This is a genomic window from Streptomyces sp. NBC_01216, assembly GCF_035994945.1.
In the GTDB taxonomy this organism is placed as follows: domain Bacteria; phylum Actinomycetota; class Actinomycetes; order Streptomycetales; family Streptomycetaceae; genus Streptomyces.
The window spans coordinates 5,395,140-5,409,922 of record NZ_CP108677.1 but is presented as its reverse complement, the minus strand read 5'-3'; the positions used below and the strand labels follow the sequence as shown (position 1 = coordinate 5,409,922).

Here is a 14,783-nt window from a genome sequence, read left to right as displayed (position 1 = left end):
GCGGCCGGGATCAGCGGCCGTAGCGGATCAGGGCACGCACCATCGCGCAGGTGGTGTCGGACGGCGGACGGATGCCGAGGAGCTCGGCGGTGACGCGTATCTTGGCGTTCCCGGCCCTCGCCGGTTCGTGGACTCCCGCGTCGAGCAGCGCGATCGCGAGGCGCATGGCCTTCAGACGACGGTTGTGGGTGACGTACCACTCGCGGGGGCGCCCCGCGGGGAGCGGCTGCTTCCTGAGAGGCGTCCAGGGTTCGAGGGACGGTGTCCGGATCATGGCGACGGCCATGGGCGACCTCCTGACGGACGGTAGGCGCGGGCCCTCCCCGGGACCCTCGCCTTCACTCCTGATTTTACCCGCGCCCACTGACAATCATCCCTGGCCAGAGGGTGTTCGGGTGCCTTCTGGCAGTACCTTGGCGATATGGAGATCTGGATCAATCCCGCCTGTTCCAAGTGCCGTGGCGCCCTCGCTCTGCTCGACGCGGAGGGCGCCGCCTACACCGTGCGCCGCTATCTGGAGGATGTTCCGGCCCCGGACGAGATCCGGGCCGTGCTGAAGCGCCTCGGGCTCGAACCCTGGGACATCACCCGCACCGGGGAGAGAGCCGCCGAGGAACTGGGCCTGCGGGACTGGCCGCGGGACGAGGCGAGCCGGGACCGGTGGGTGGAGGCGCTGGCGGCACATCCGCGGCTGATCCAACGGCCGATCATCACCGCCGAGGACGGCACGGCCGTGGTGGGGCGTACCGAGGAGGCCGTGCGGGACGTCCTCACGCGCTGAGGTCCGAGGGGGGCCACCGGCCTCGGCGGGCGCGGAACGCGGCGTTCGGTTCGGCCGTGGTGTGGCTCCCGGGGACGGCTGTCGGCCCGTTCGGCGATAATCCTGCCGGTCCGGATGGTCCGGGGAACGAGACCGGAGGTGGACGTGTCCGAGGGACCGGTGCGGGACGGGCCGTCGAGGGGCGAAACACCCGTGCCGCGTGCGTGGATCGGGGCCGCCGAGGTCCTCGGGGCCGATCTGCATCTGGAACTGGCCGGTACGGGCAGTCGCCGGGCCGTGCTGACCCGTGCGCTGCGGGAGGCGGTGCGCGGCGGACGTCTGGCGCCCGGGGTGCGGCTGCCGCCCTACCGGTCGCTCGCCGCCGACCTGGGGCTGGCCCGGAACACGGTGGCCGACGCCTACGCGGAGCTCGTCGCCGAGGGGTGGCTGACGTCCCGGCAGGGCTCGGGCACCCGGGTGTCCACGCGGGCGGCGGCGTCGGTGTCGGCGGAGACGGAACCGACGGCGGAGGAGGCGGGGGGCCGGGGCGCGACGGCCGCCCTCGCCTACGACCTGGTGCAGGGCAGGCCGGACCCCGCACACTTCCCCCGTACCGCCTGGCTGGCCTCGGCCCGGCGGGCGTGGACGGCGGCCCCGGACGAGGCATTCGGCATCGGCGACCCGCGGGGCCGGGTCGAGTTGCGGCGGGCACTCGCCGGATATCTGGGGCGGGTCCGCGGCGTCCGGACGGAGCCGGAGCGGATCGTGATCTGTGCCGGCGCGGCGCACGCGCTGCGGCTGCTGGCCCGGGTCGTGGGCGGTGGCGAGGCGACCTGGGCGGTCGAGGCGTACGGTCTGCCGTTCCACCGGGCGCTGCTCGCCGACGCGGGTGTCCGCACGGTGCCGGTCGAGGTCGACGAGGACGGCGCCCGGGTCGGGCGGCTCCCCCGCGACGCCGGTGCGGTGCTCCTGACGCCGGCCCATCAGTTCCCGACCGGTGGGCCCCTGCACGCCGAGCGGCGCGCGGCGGTCGTGGGGTGGGCCCGGTCGACCGGTGGACTGGTCCTGGAGGACGACTACGACGGGGAGTTCCGTTACGACCGTCGCCCCGTCGGCGCGCTCCAGGATCTCGATCCGGACCGCACGGCCTTCATCGGCTCGGTCAGCAAGAGCCTGTCGCCCGCCCTGCGGCTCGGCTGGCTGGTGCTGCCCGCGGGGCTGGTGTCCGAGGTCGTGGCGGCCAAGGGCGAGCGCGAACCGTACTCCTCCGCGACCGAGCAGCTCACCCTCGCCGACTTCGTCGCGTCGGGCGGGTACGACCGGCAGGTGCGCCGGATGCGCCGGCATCACCGCGAGCGGCGGGACCGGCTGGTGGCGGTGCTCGCCGCGCGCGTTCCGCGAGTGCGGGTCACCGGGATCGCGGCCGGGCTGCACGCGGTGGTGGAGCTGCCCGCGGGGACGGAGCGCGCGACGGTCGCCGCGGCGGCGCGGCACGGGGTCGCGGTCGAGGGCCTGGACGGGTACCGGCATCCGGACGCGGTCTCGCTCCCCCGGCGGGACGGCCTGGTGGTCGGCTACGCGACGCCGCCGGAGCGGTTGTACGGACCGGCCCTCGACGCGCTGTGCGCGGCGCTCACGGAGACGATGAACACCACTGATTCCTGAGGGAATTGAGCGGAACGGGCGCGCTCCTCGTACCTGAGGCCACAGGGACCGACAGGAGACGAACGGAGCCTCACGTGTCACGTAGGAAGACGCTCAGTCGGAACAGGAAGTTCGCGCTGCTGGCGGGCGCGGCCGTACTCGTCGGGGGCACGGCCGTGGTGATGACCGGGACGAGCCAGGCGTCGGTCGCCTGTGACGGCCTGGCATCGGCGTTCGCCGGAAACGAGCGGTTCATCGCGGAGCAGCGCGCCACCCCGGACGCGCTCTCGGAAGCGCGGATCGCCAACCGCGAGGAGGTGCTCGCGGAGATCCGGCGGAAACAGGCGGCTTCGGGGTGTGCGGAGGGTTCGGGGGCCCGGGAGACGACGGTGGGCGCGGCCCCTCCGGCCGCCGCGGACCCGGCACCGCCCCCCGGAGCCGAGGCTGACGGCCAGGGCGACGGCGGTCAGGAAAGCGGTGGCGGTCAGGGCGGTGACGTGGTGTGTGCCGGTTCCACGGTGACGCTGTCCGGCGAAGGCGGCGCGCCGGCCGCGTCCAGCGACCGGTTCCCGCTCGGCACCCGGCTGAAGGTGACAAACCTGGACAACTCCCAGGCGACGACGGTGGAGGTCACCTCCGTCTCAGGGAGTTGCGTCCTGCTCAACGACGAGGCATTCGAACAGGTCCGTGAGCCCGGCAAGTTCCTGATCCGGCGGGCCCGGATCGAACGGGTCGGCTGAGAGCGGCCCCGGATCGGCGCGGTGCGTGTCCGCGTCGCCCGGTGCGGCACCTGGCACGGCGGAACGGCGTCCCTGGGCGGGGCGTCACCGGTCGCCGTGACGACAGCCAGGTGCCGGGCCGGGCGGCGCGGGAGTACCCGCGTCCGCAGGGCCGAAGGGGTCCTCGTCCGGCCGGCAGGAGGGGTTCGGCAGGACGCCGCGAGACCGGTGGGACCGGCCGCGGACCGGACCCGGACGCAGGGGAAAGGAGGAAGGGGCGGAGGCTCCGGTGTGCCCCGTGGGACGGGTCCCGGCGCCTCCGGTCCCCGCCGTCGACGGCCGCCGCGGCGGCGAGTCCCGGCTACGGCCGTGCCCCGGGCTCCGGCACCGGCCCTCCCCCCGCCGCTCCCCCACGGCCTCTCCCGGTCTCGGCCTCGGCCTCGGCGAGGATCTCCGTGAGCCGCAGCCCGAAGCGGGCGTCGCAGGCGTGCGGCACTCCCGTCCGGGCGGCTTCCAGCAGTGCGTCGACCGCCGCTTCGAAGGCACCGAGTGCGCCCTCCCACGCCGGCATCGTCGTCTTCCCCCGCGTGCCGTACAGCGTGAGCGCGGCCTCGGCGGCCTCCGGCGGGGCGCTCAGGGTCAGGGTCGCCGTGCTGCTCGCGCCCGAGGCGTGCCGCAGGACCAGGTGGCTGGTGTCCGCCGGGCCGGGTACGGAGGTGATCTCCGTGACGTCGCCGAGGACGGGCAGGTACACCGAGAGGACGTGCGGGCCGACGTCCCACAGCCCGCCCTTCTCCCGGCGCCACGGGGAGGCCGCGTACGCGCTCGTCGCGCCGGGCGCGAACAGGGCTCCGAGCCAGTGCGCCTCCCCGAGGAACCAGCCGCCCGCCGCCGCCTGGTCGTCGATCCACCGGGCCGTCGGCTCGGCGAACCGGAGCGTGCAGAAGACCACCGACGCGACGCCGGCCCGCTCCACCGCCCGCGCCACGTCACGCGCTCCCGGGACCGTCGTCGCCACGGGTTTGTCCATGAGGACGTGGCAGCCCGCCTCGGCGGCCCGCACCGCGAGCGGCGCCTGCACGTCCGGGGGCAGCGCGAGGGCCACGGCGTCGCTGGCCGCGAAGAGCGCGTCTACGTCGTCGTACGCCCGCGTGCCACGGGCGGCGGCGAGCTCGGCCGCCGCCTCGGGCCGTCTGCCCCAGACACCGCTGAACTCGACCCCCGGGTGAGCGGCGAGAACCGGGGCGTGGGTGCGCTCGGCCCAGGGGCCGGTACCGAGGAGCCCGATGCGCGGCGTGGTGACCGGAAGTTTCGTCATGGCCCCAGTCTGCCGGTCGGCTCCGACGGCGGGTCGTCCGGCCGGAAATCCTTCGGAACCGCCCCCGGACCCGGTGGTACGTTCTCCCGGCCGGACACGGGACTCCGGCGCGACTTCCGGAACTTGCCGCCCGGACTCGCCGGCGAGGTGCTCCGTGTCCGGCGCGCCCGGATCGATCCGCGGCGGGAGATGGGCGTCGTCCACGTGAACCCCGTATACGACGCCTCCGGTTGCGACGTACGGCGGCTCACGCCGCGCGTTCCGACGGCCGGGGAGGTCCGGTCGAGGGGGCCGTTCCCGGCTCGCTGCTGAGCGCGCACGTGACCGCACGGCGCCTGCGAGAAAAGCAGGAAACCTGAGTAACAAGGGGTTCACACACGGGCAACGGACGGGAAATCCCCTGTTGCGAAGCTGCGCGCAGAGACACACCGCAGCTCTCGCAGCGTAGCGAGCCGCCGCGGGCACCCGCAGCAGCACGCCCAAAGGATGAGGCCCGTGACCTTCAAGGCTGAGTACATCTGGATCGACGGCACCGCACCGACCGCGAAGCTTCGCTCGAAGACGAAGATTCTGGCCGGCACGGGCGCCACGCTGGAGGAGCTGCCGATCTGGGGCTTCGACGGTTCCAGCACGAACCAGGCCAAGGGCCACGCCTCGGACCGCGTCCTCAAGCCGGTCTTCGTCTGCCCGGACCCGATCCGCGGCGGCGACGACATCCTGGTGATGTGCGAGGTCCTGAACACGGACATGACGCCGCACGAGTCGAACACCCGTGCCGCGCTGGCCGAGGTCTACGCGACGTACGCCTCGCAGGAGCCCATCTTCGGCATCGAGCAGGAGTACACCTTCTTCGACGGCGAGCGTCCGCTCGGCTTCCCGGTCGGCGGCTTCCCCGCCCCGCAGGGCGGCTACTACTGCGGTGTCGGCGCGGACGAGATCTTCGGCCGTGACGTCGTCGAGGCGCACCTGGAGAACTGCCTGGTCGCGGGCCTGGGCATCTCCGGCATCAACGCCGAGGTGATGCCGGGTCAGTGGGAGTTCCAGGTGGGCCCGCTGGCGCCGCTCGACGTCGCCGACCAGCTGTGGATCGCGCGCTGGCTGCTGTACCGCACGGCCGAGGACTTCAAGGTCTCGGCGACGCTGGACCCGAAGCCGGTGAAGGGCGACTGGAACGGCGCGGGCGCGCACACCAACTTCTCCACGAAGGCGATGCGCGAGGGCTACGACGCGATCATCACCGCGTGTGAGTCCCTGGGCCAGGGCTCCAAGCCGCTCGACCACGTGAAGAACTACGGCGCGGGCATCGACGACCGTCTGACCGGTCTGCACGAGACGGCTCCGTGGGACGAGTACTCCTACGGCGTCTCGGACCGCGGTGCGTCGGTCCGTATCCCGTGGCAGGTCGAGCAGGACCGCAAGGGCTACATCGAGGACCGCCGCCCGAACGCGAACGTCGACCCGTACGTGGTGACCCGCCTTCTGGTGGACACCTGCTGCGAGGCGCTGGAGAAGGCCGGCCAGGTCTGACCGGCCGCACGTACTCGGAGGGGCGCCCGCCGCGGACCGGTGGGCGCCCCTCCGCCATGAGCGGGCGCGCCGGCGGGCCGGTACGCGGATTCCCCCGGGAGCGGAACCGGACGACGTCGGCTCCCCCGGCAGGCACCGTGGTACCCATGAGGCTTCTGATGCTGGGTGGTACGGAGTTCGTGGGCAGGGCGACGGCCGAGGCGGCACTTGCCCGCGGCTGGGAGGTGACGGTCTTCCACCGCGGCCGGCATCGGCCGCCGGCCGGGGTCCGTTCGCTGCTCGGCGACCGCACGGCCCCGGACGGGCTCGCCGCCCTCCGCGACGGCACTTGGGACGCCGTCGTCGACACCTGGTCCGGGGCGCCCTGGGCGGTGCGGGACGCGGCCCGGCTGCTGGCGGACCGGGCCGGGCACTACGCCTACGTGTCGAGCCGTTCGGTGTACGCCTGGCCGCCCGCGGCCGGGCTGGGCGAGGACGGCCCGCTGACCGTGGGCTCGCCGGACGCCGGCGAGGTGCCGTACGCGGAGGCCAAGCGGGGCGGTGAGCTGGCGGCCGGCGCGGAGTTCGGCAAGGACCGGACCCTGCTGGTCCGGGCGGGCCTGATCGTCGGCCCGTACGAGAACGTCGGGCGGCTGCCCTGGTGGCTGGGCCGGATCGCCCGGGGCGGTCCGGTCGTCGCGCCGGGGCCCCGCACGCTGCCGCTCCAGTACATCGACGTGCGTGACCTGGCCGACTGGATGCTGGACGCCGCCGGGGCCGGGCTCGGCGGGCCGTACAACCTGGTCTCCCCGCCCGGGCACACCACGACGGGTGAACTGCTCGACGCCTGCGCGCGGGTGACGGGCGGGAGAGCGGAGCTGCGTTGGACCGATCCGGAGCGGATCCTCGCGGCGGGGGTGCTGCCGTGGTCCGACCTTCCGGTCTGGATCCCGCCGGGCGAGATGTACGACGCCCTGCACACGGCGGACGTCTCCAGGGCGCTGGCGACGGGTCTGCGGTGCCGGCCGGTGGCGGAGACGGTCGCGGACACCTGGTCCTGGATGGAGTCGGTCGGGGGGACGCCGCCCCAGCGCCCGGACCGGCCGTCGCTGGGTCTCTCCCCCGCTCAGGAAGCCGCGTTGCTGTCCGTCTGACGCCTCCTCGACCGCGTCGGACGACGGGGCGCGGGTATCCCGCCGATGCCGGAGTGAACAGAGGACGCCTCCCGTCCGTATAGAGCCCCATGGGACGCACACGTAAACGATCGACGCGCGTGAAAAGAGCGGTCGCCGCCTCCGTCGCCCTGATTCTGGGCGCGGGTGGCGTCGTCGCAGCCAATGTCTACGCCTCGGCCGGCGAGGGCCGGCGCGGCAAACAACCCGACCGCGGGACCACCGCGCTCTCCACGATCGACTGTCCCGAGGTGGCCGATTCGCTGCCCGCGGTGCCCGACCAGGTACGAGGCGCGGTGGACCGGCAGTTGGCCACGCTGGACAGTCAGATCACCGTCGCCTACCGGCGCTTCGCCGACAACAAGCGGCGGGTGGAGCGCGATCCGGACTTCGCCGAACAGCAGATCCTGACCCCGCTCAAGAACGAGCGGGTGAACATCATCCAGCGCATCGTCGCCCTGCTCGGCCAGGAGGGCGAAGCACCCCAGGGCCTGAAGGACCTGGCGCCCTGCGCACTGCGCGAGGACGACGAGCGGAAGAACGGCGGGCAGGACGGGAACGGGGAGAGCGGCGGGGGCGGCGAGGCGGGCCAGGGGCAGGCCGGCAACGGACCGGTGGCCTCCGACTTCGCCGACATCCGCTCGGTGCGGCCCAACGCTCGGCTCCCCCGGCCGCGTTCCGGCGCCTCCCGCGGCACCTTCGTCACCGACTGCGGTCGGAACACCAACGGCAAGTTCAATCCGGACAACATCATCGTCGCGCCGGGGGTGAGCAACGGCGCTCACCACATGCACGACTACGTGGGCAACCAGGCCAACGACGCCTTCGCCGGGGACGACGAACTCGCTGCGGGCCAGACCACCTGCCGTAACCAGGGCGACCGTTCGACCTACTACTGGCCCGTCCTCCGGCTCCAGAACGGCCAGGCGGAGGACGACGCCCAGGCCGACGGCGGCGGCAAGGACCAGAACGTCGGCGAGATCCAGACTCCGGCGCAGGTCACCCTGAACTTCGTCGGAAACCCGGTGTCCAAGGTCACCGCGATGCCGCGCTTCCTGCGGATCATCACGGGCGACGCGAAGGCGTTCACCAACGGCAACGCGAACGCCAACGCCTCGTGGTCGTGTACCGGATTCGAGAACCGCCAGCTGAAGGACAAGTACCCGATCTGCCCGCAGGGCAGCAAGGTGGTGCGCACGTTCCGGTTCCAGAGCTGCTGGGACGGGAAGAACGCCGACAGCGCCAACCACCGCACCCATGTGGCCTTCGCCGATCCGAGAAGCGGTCGGTGTGGCAAGGGCTTCCGGGCGATCCCGCAGCTGGTGCAGCGCATCGTGTACAACGTGCCGCCGGGGCCCGGATTCGCCGTCGACTCCTTCCCCGAGCAGCTGCACAAGCCGGTGACCGACCACGGCGACTTCATCAACGTCTTCGACCAGCGACTGATGAACCGCATGGTGCGCTGTATCAACGCGGGGCGTCGCTGCTCCTGACACCGTTCCCCCGGAGCGGCCCCGGAGCGCAGGTGTCCGGGGGAACGCGCCCCCTCGCCCGTGACCCGGCCTCCGCTCCTGAGGCCGGGTCCTTCCTCGATCCGGGCCGGCGGGGCGGGTGCGACGGCGGTGACGGGGCGGCCGGCCCGGGGTGAGAAGCACCGGGCCGGGGGGACGGGGCCGGGAGCCCGGCACCGTCCCGGTCGTCAGTGGTGTCCGGAGTGGCCCGAGTGCGCGGAGGGGGAGGTGGACGAGGGGGGAGAGGAGTGCGACTGGTGCGCCGCGCCGGTCTCCACGGTCCCGCCGAGCCGGTCGCGCAGCGCCGTGACCGCGCCGGCGTCCCCGGAAGCCACCCACTTGCGGCCGACGAGGTACGAACCGCCGTAGTCCTTGGCCTCGTTGATCCACTCGCGCTGACCACGGTCCGTGGCGAAGGTGAGCAGGACATACCGGCCGTCCGCCGTCGTACACCTCGCCTGGCGCAGCTCGGCCGCCTCCGTCTGGAGGTCCGGCGCGCAGTCCGCCCGGGCGGCGATCTCCTCCAGCGTGCCGGTCGCCTCCTCGGGGGCCTCGTCCCGGCCGCAACCGCTCACCAGCACCGTCGCGGCCAGAACGGCCGCCGTCACGATTCGCCGCGTAGACATCATCATCCGCACATCGTGCCGCCCGGCTTGGCGCTCCGGGGCGGAACGTGCGGGACTGGTGGAATCCGATCGATTACGGTTTGGTACGAAAAGGACCGATCTGGAGGAGTCGACGCCATGCCCGCCATTCCCGCCGCCACGGTCGCCAACCTCCGGGACCTCGGCACCCTCCCGCTCGGAGAGGGCCGCAGCGTCCGCCCCGGCCGGCTCTTCCGCTCCGGACAGCTCGACCGCCTGGACCCGGCCGACACTGCGGTGGGCGACCTGGGCATCCGGACGGTGGTCGACTTCCGGACCGCGGCGGAGCGCGCCGAACGGCCCGACCGGGTCCCGGAGGGCGGGCGGCTGCTCGTCGCGGACGTACTCGCCGACCACCTGGCCACCTCCGGGCTGCCGCCCGCGGCCCGGCTGAAGGCCCTGCTCGCCGACCCGGCCCTGGCCGAGGAAGCACTCGGCGGGGGCAGGGCGCGGACGGCCTTCGCGAACACCTACCGGGCTTTCGTGACCACCGAGTCGGCCCGCGCCTCCTACCACGCCTTCCTCACCGAGCTGGGCGACCCCTACGGGGGCCCGCTGCTCTTCCACTGCACGGCGGGGAAGGACCGCACCGGCTGGGCGGCGACGATCGTGCTCTCGCTGCTCGGCGCGGACGCGGAGACGGTGATGACGGAGTACCTGGCGGTCAACCCCGCCGTCCGCCTGGCCTTCGCCCCGCTCGTCGAGGGGTTCACGGCGCAGGGCGGGGACCCGGAACTGGCACTGGCGCTGATCGGGGTCGTCCCGGAGTACCTGCGGGCGGCGCTCGACGAGGTGGCGTCGCGGCACGGTTCGATGGAGGGCTACGTGCGGGACGGCCTCGGGGTCCCGGACGAGGTGACGAAGGTGATCCGCGAGCGCCTCACGGTCCACGCGGCCTGAGGGAAGGCCCCGCCGGGGACGGAGCGGGACGCCGACCCCCGGCGGGCCGGGCGCCCGCTCCCCCCGGGCAGGGAGGGTGACGCGCTCCGGGGTGACCATCGGATGATTCGCTCGTTCCGCCGAACGTGAGCACTCGGGAACGCGACCCGTCCCCTTTCGGCCCCGTCGACGTCGAACAGTCCGAGGCCGCACTCGTGGAGCACTATCCGCGGCTGGTCAGGATCGCGTATCTCGTGCTGCCGCCCACGCTGGGACGCGACCGACGGGTCCTGACCGCCGGACTCCCCCTGTGGCGCGGGGCGCTGCCGCAGCGGGCGCGGTTCCGCCCGCCGCTGCCCCGGGTGTGGGGCCTGCGGTTGTTCCCGCGCGCCGGGGGAGCCGAGGAACTGACCCTGGACCAGAGGCTTTCCGCGCTCTCCGGGGGCCGCGCGGGCCGCCTTCGCGCTGCGGGGCCTGGCAGGGCAACGGGAGCCGGACGCTCGCCCGGTTCCAGGCACCCGATCCGCTGCGGGCGGGCGCGGCGGGCCCGGGTGCGGTGGGCCGTCCGCCGGTCCCGGCGGCACTGGCGGCGCAGGCAGAGGACTCCACGGCCTGTGGGGTGCGCGACCCCCGCGTGCTGGTCGGCGTGCTGCGGCAGGCCGGGAGCGGACAGTGGTACGCGCTGGCGGCGGGGACGAGCGACTTCGCCTCGCCGGAGACCTCGGGCGGGGTCACCGGCCGGGTGGACGGCCATCTGCCGGCGCTGACGGCGAAGCCGGGCGCGCGGGCGGGCGTCAACGGCACGCTGAAGGACGGGACCCGGGTGGGCGCGCCGCGTTGGCGGGCGGCGGACCGGAGGAAGGCACGCGGAGGGGCGGAGGCCGGCGAAAGGCGAGACCGGCGGCGGGTGGAGGGCACGCCGGGCGGTGGCGGGGCGAGCGGCCGGCGGTGCAGAAAGCCGGTGCACAAGCCTGTTGCCAACTGCTTACCCCTCAGTACATTGACGCCATGTCTAATACGCAGCCTGTACCGGTGGCGTCCGAGCACATCGAACTCAAGGCCCGGAAGGTCTCCTTCGACTGGGAGAAGACCCCGCTGCACTGGGTGCCCGGCGACCCGTTCACCACTCACACGATCAATGTGCTGCACCTGCTGCTCCCCGCCGGCGAACGCTGGTTCGTCCACGTCTACAAGCAGGTGCTGCCGTACGTCACCGACGACCGGCTGCGTGCGGACGTCATCGGATTCATCGGCCAGGAGGCGGTCCACTCCCAGGCACACGACGACGTCCTCCCCCACCTCAGGCGCCTCGGCCTCGACCCCACCCCGTACACGGCGCAGGTCGACTGGTTCTTCGAGAAGCTGCTCGGCGACCGGACACTGCCGCCCGGCGCGCCGCGGCGCTGGTGGCTGCGGGAGCGGGTCGCCCTGATCGCCGCCATCGAGCACTACACCGCGTTCCTCGGGAACTGGGTCCTCAACGCCGGCGAACTCGACCGGCGGGGCGCCGACCCGACCATGCTGGACCTGCTGCGCTGGCACGGTGCGGAAGAGGTCGAGCACCGCTCGGTCGCCTTCGAACTGTTCATGCACCTCGACGGCGGCTACCGGCGCAGGGCCCGTACCTGGGCGACGGCCTTCGGCGCCCTGGTCTTCCTCTGGCAGCGCGGCATCCGCTTCTTCATGGCGAACGACCCCACCCTGCTGGACGGCAGGGCCTCCGTCGGACAGTTCGTGCGTCGCGGACGCCAGGGCGTCCTGCCCTCCACGCCCGACCTGCTGCGTGCCGTCCCCCGCTATCTGAGCCGTGACTACCACCCCTCACAGGAGGGGAACACGGAGCAGGCGGTGGCCTATCTGACCCGTTCCCCCGGCGCCAACGGAGGCCGCTGAGCATGCTCCGCCCGCGTACCGTCGTCCTCGCCGCCGGAGCCGCGCTGCTCGCCCGGCGTGCCCTGCGCCGCCGGATCGGCGCCGCACCGCTGTGGCCGATGCCCGCCCTGGAGGAGCCGGTCTCCGGCCGAGGCCGGCTCGCCACCGTCACGCGCAGGGTCCTCGTCACCCGGCGCGGCGAACCCGCGGAGGGCGTCGTCGAGCTCCGGCTCGAAGGCACCGGGCTGCCCGCGTGGCAGCCGGGCGCCCACATCGAACTCGTGCTGCCCTCCGGCCTGGTGCGCCCGTACTCGCTCTGCGGCGACCCGGCCGAGACCGGCGCCTACACCGTGACCACCCGGCTCATCGAGGAGGCGCGGGGCGGCCGGGGCGGCTCGCGCGAGGTGCACGAACGGCTCCACGAGGGCACCGAGATCGAGATCCGGGGTCCGCGCAACCGCTTCCCGCTGGTCGACGCCCCGGCGTACGTCTTCATCGCGGGCGGCATCGGCATCACACCGATCCTGGCGATGCTGCGAGCCGTCGAGGCGGCCGGTGCCGACTGGCGCCTGCTGTACTGCGGGCGCAGCCGGGCCACCCTGCCCTATCTCGACGAGGTCGAGAAGCTGGGCGGGGCGGACGGGCGGGTCACGGTCGTGACCGGGGACCGGACGGAACGGGATGACGGTCCCGCCGGCCGGCGGCGGAGGACGGGCCTGCCCGAACTCGGCTTCCTGGGCGCCGTCCGCGCCGGGACCGCCGTGTACTGCTGCGGCCCCGAGGGCCTGATGGACGCCGTCACCGCCGCGCTGCCCGAGGGACACGCCCCCCGTCTGGAGCGCTTCTCGCCCGCCGCGGTGGCCGGCGGCCGGCCCTTCGAGGTCGAACTGCGGCGCTCCGCCCGCACGGTGACCGTCGCAGCGGACCAGTCGGTGCTCGCCGCCGTCCGGTCCGCGCTTCCGGGTGTCCCGTACTCCTGCGAACAGGGATTCTGCGGTACCTGCCGACAGCGGGTCCTGGAGGGCGAGATCGATCACCGGGACGAACTGCTCACCGATGCCGAGCGGACCGGATCGATGCTGATCTGCGTGTCCCGCTGCGCGGGGGAACGGCTCGTCCTCGACCTCTGAGAGCTGTCGGGCGGGGTCAGGGCAGGATCAGCCAGTCGAAGGCGAGCGCGGCGGCGAGACCTCCCACCAGGAGCCAGGTGCCCAGCCGTGTGCGGCCGTTGCGGGAGAGCTCGATCACCACACCGCAGAGAATCATGGCCAGTCCGTAGACCCCGACGACCAGCACGGACGTGCGGCTGGCCAGCCGGATCACCAGCACCACCGCCATCGCGACCAGCAGGACGGAGGCGGCGGCGACGCGTAGGCGGCGGGCCTGCCGGGGGGTCGCGCCCCCGGCCCGGACCCCGTCCGTGTCCGCGACGACGGCCTCGTCCGCGGACTCGGCGGCGGCCTCGGCGGGTTCGCCGGCTCCGGCCGGAACACGCTCCCCCGCCGCGGGCTTCCCTCCGGACGAGGACGACTCCTCCGGCTGCGTCGCGTCCGTGTCCCGGACCGCGTTCCCGGTAGCTGTCGGAGCCGTCGTGTCCTGGTCAGAAGCGCTCATGTGAGAGGAGCGTATCGGACGCCCGCTAGGCTGTTCGCATGACGACCGGAGTACGCCGAAGGATGGGCGTCGAGGAGCGCAGACAGCAGCTCATCGGGGTGGCGCTGGAGTTGTTCAGCCACCGCTCTCCCGACGAGGTCTCCATCGACGAGATCGCCGCCGCCGCCGGGATCTCACGGCCTCTGGTCTATCACTACTTCCCCGGCAAGCAGAGCCTGTACGAGGCGGCGCTGCGGCGGGCCGCCGACGAGCTGGCCGCCCGGTTCGTGGAGCCGCCGAACGGACCGCTGGGGGCACGACTGCTGCGGGTGATGCGCCGGTACTTCGACTTCGTGGAGGGACACGGGCCGGGATTCTCGGCGCTGATGCGCGGCGGGCCCGCGGTCGGCTCGTCCACCACCCACGCGATGATCGACGAGGTGCGGCAGGCCGCGTACGAGCAGATCCTGGCACACCTGGAGGTCGGAAAGCCCTCCGCCCGACTCGAACTGGTGGTCCGTTCCTGGGTGTCGCTCGCCGAGTCGACGGCGCTGATCTGGCTGGACGGACGCCGGATACCGCGCGCGGAACTGGAGTCGCAGCTGGTGCACGACTTCGCCGCACTGGCCGCGGTGAGCGCCGCCTACGACGAGGAGATGGCGGACCTGCTGGTCCGGATCCTCGCGGACGAGCCGGCCGACGGCCCGTTCGGCGATCTGGTCGGCCGACTCGTGGAGCTGGCGCCCCGGGTGCCGCCCCAGAGCCGGTCGGGCGGCCTGTGACCGGGCGGCCGAAGGCGACCCGACAGGCTCTCAGCGCTTGCGGTAGGAGGGTTCGAGGTCGCGCACCTCGACCGAGGTCCGCACCCCGTCCCGCTGCTTGAGGTGGAGTGGGAGCAGTTCCAGCACGGCCTCGGCGAGGCGGGCCTTGGTCTTTGCCGAACGGCCGGCGAGAAGGGCGATGTCGACGTGGACCACCACGTCGTCGGTCGAGCCGTCCCCGCAGACCGTCTCCTCGATCTCGCGGAAGCGGGTCTTGCACGTGTCGATCTGGGTGTCGACCGTTTCGACGACGAGCGGGTGCAGCGCGAGCGCGAAGCCGCGCCGGTCGAGCGGCGCGGAGTAGTCCACGGTGATCTGGGGCATCGGTCTTCTCACTCCCGGTC

At 73.4% G+C, this 14,783-nt stretch carries 15 protein-coding genes and 1 pseudogene; 11 read left to right on the top strand and 5 right to left on the bottom strand.

What is annotated here, in order from left to right:
- Positions 1-10: 10 nt before the first annotated feature.
- Positions 11-286, bottom strand: coding sequence for a hypothetical protein (locus tag OG393_RS24240; protein ID WP_327376801.1), 276 nt, complete (start codon positions 284-286; stop codon positions 11-13).
- Positions 287-421: 135 nt separating this feature from the next.
- Between OG393_RS24240 and OG393_RS24235 the strand changes: the two genes are divergently transcribed.
- The 3 genes from OG393_RS24235 to OG393_RS24225 all read left to right on the top strand — a co-directional run bounded on the left by OG393_RS24235 (position 422) and on the right by OG393_RS24225 (position 3,144).
- Positions 422-781, top strand: a complete 360-nt coding sequence (locus tag OG393_RS24235; protein WP_327376800.1) for an arsenate reductase family protein — start codon at positions 422-424, stop codon at positions 779-781.
- A 114-nt stretch (positions 782-895) separates the two neighbouring features.
- Positions 896-2,425 carry a MocR-like pyridoxine biosynthesis transcription factor PdxR gene (gene pdxR / locus OG393_RS24230; protein WP_442817355.1) on the top strand — a complete coding sequence of 510 codons (1,530 nt, stop codon included), beginning with the start codon at positions 896-898 and terminating at the stop codon, positions 2,423-2,425.
- A 74-nt stretch (positions 2,426-2,499) separates the two neighbouring features.
- Positions 2,500-3,144, top strand: a complete 645-nt coding sequence (locus OG393_RS24225; RefSeq protein WP_327376798.1) for a hypothetical protein — start codon at positions 2,500-2,502, stop codon at positions 3,142-3,144.
- A 340-nt stretch (positions 3,145-3,484) separates the two neighbouring features.
- Here OG393_RS24225 and OG393_RS24220 read toward each other — a convergent pair whose 3' ends face one another.
- Positions 3,485-4,441: a Gfo/Idh/MocA family protein gene (locus tag OG393_RS24220; RefSeq protein WP_327376797.1), complete on the bottom strand. Its 957-nt coding sequence runs from the start codon at positions 4,439-4,441 to the stop codon at positions 3,485-3,487.
- A gap of 495 nt (positions 4,442-4,936) precedes the next feature.
- Between OG393_RS24220 and glnII the strand changes: the two genes are divergently transcribed.
- The 3 genes from glnII (at position 4,937) to OG393_RS24205 (ending at position 8,612) form a co-directional block, all read left to right on the top strand.
- Positions 4,937-5,968 carry a glutamine synthetase gene (gene glnII, locus OG393_RS24215; protein ID WP_327376796.1) on the top strand — a complete coding sequence of 344 codons (1,032 nt, stop codon included), beginning with the start codon at positions 4,937-4,939 and terminating at the stop codon, positions 5,966-5,968.
- Between the two features lie 146 nt (positions 5,969-6,114).
- On the top strand, positions 6,115-7,101 hold the full coding sequence (locus OG393_RS24210) for an NAD-dependent epimerase/dehydratase family protein (protein ID WP_327376795.1): 987 nt from the start codon (positions 6,115-6,117) through the stop codon (positions 7,099-7,101).
- Positions 7,102-7,190: 89 nt separating this feature from the next.
- Positions 7,191-8,612 (top strand): DUF1996 domain-containing protein, encoded by a 1,422-nt coding sequence (locus tag OG393_RS24205; RefSeq protein WP_327376794.1) that lies wholly within the window; start codon positions 7,191-7,193, stop codon positions 8,610-8,612.
- A 206-nt stretch (positions 8,613-8,818) separates the two neighbouring features.
- On the opposite strand, the gene OG393_RS24200 is transcribed toward OG393_RS24205, so the two are convergent.
- Positions 8,819-9,256 (bottom strand): hypothetical protein, encoded by a 438-nt coding sequence (locus OG393_RS24200; RefSeq protein WP_327378529.1) that lies wholly within the window; start codon positions 9,254-9,256, stop codon positions 8,819-8,821.
- 117 nt (positions 9,257-9,373) lie between these two features.
- Here OG393_RS24200 and OG393_RS24195 point away from each other — a divergent pair, with 117 nt between their 5' ends.
- From OG393_RS24195 to OG393_RS24180, 4 genes and pseudogenes are all read left to right on the top strand, one after another.
- Entirely contained in the window at positions 9,374-10,174 is an 801-nt protein-coding gene (locus tag OG393_RS24195; protein WP_327376793.1) for a tyrosine-protein phosphatase, read from the top strand.
- A 125-nt stretch (positions 10,175-10,299) separates the two neighbouring features.
- Positions 10,300-10,663: pseudogene (locus OG393_RS24190) on the top strand (hypothetical protein); the annotation flags it as partial.
- Between the two features lie 498 nt (positions 10,664-11,161).
- Positions 11,162-12,046 (top strand): metal-dependent hydrolase, encoded by an 885-nt coding sequence (locus OG393_RS24185; protein ID WP_327378528.1) that lies wholly within the window; start codon positions 11,162-11,164, stop codon positions 12,044-12,046.
- Positions 12,047-12,048: 2 nt separating this feature from the next.
- Positions 12,049-13,155: a PDR/VanB family oxidoreductase gene (locus OG393_RS24180; protein ID WP_327376792.1), complete on the top strand. Its 1,107-nt coding sequence runs from the start codon at positions 12,049-12,051 to the stop codon at positions 13,153-13,155.
- 16 nt (positions 13,156-13,171) lie between these two features.
- Here the strand turns inward: OG393_RS24180 and OG393_RS24175 are convergent, their stop codons facing one another.
- Positions 13,172-13,639 carry a hypothetical protein gene (locus OG393_RS24175; RefSeq protein ID WP_327376791.1) on the bottom strand — a complete coding sequence of 156 codons (468 nt, stop codon included), beginning with the start codon at positions 13,637-13,639 and terminating at the stop codon, positions 13,172-13,174.
- A 38-nt stretch (positions 13,640-13,677) separates the two neighbouring features.
- Here OG393_RS24175 and OG393_RS24170 point away from each other — a divergent pair, with 38 nt between their 5' ends.
- Positions 13,678-14,400, top strand: coding sequence for a TetR/AcrR family transcriptional regulator (locus OG393_RS24170; RefSeq protein ID WP_327376790.1), 723 nt, complete (start codon positions 13,678-13,680; stop codon positions 14,398-14,400).
- Between the two features lie 30 nt (positions 14,401-14,430).
- Here OG393_RS24170 and OG393_RS24165 read toward each other — a convergent pair whose 3' ends face one another.
- On the bottom strand, positions 14,431-14,763 hold the full coding sequence (locus OG393_RS24165; RefSeq protein WP_327376789.1) for a 5-carboxymethyl-2-hydroxymuconate Delta-isomerase: 333 nt from the start codon (positions 14,761-14,763) through the stop codon (positions 14,431-14,433).
- Between the last annotated feature and the right edge of the window lie 20 nt (positions 14,764-14,783).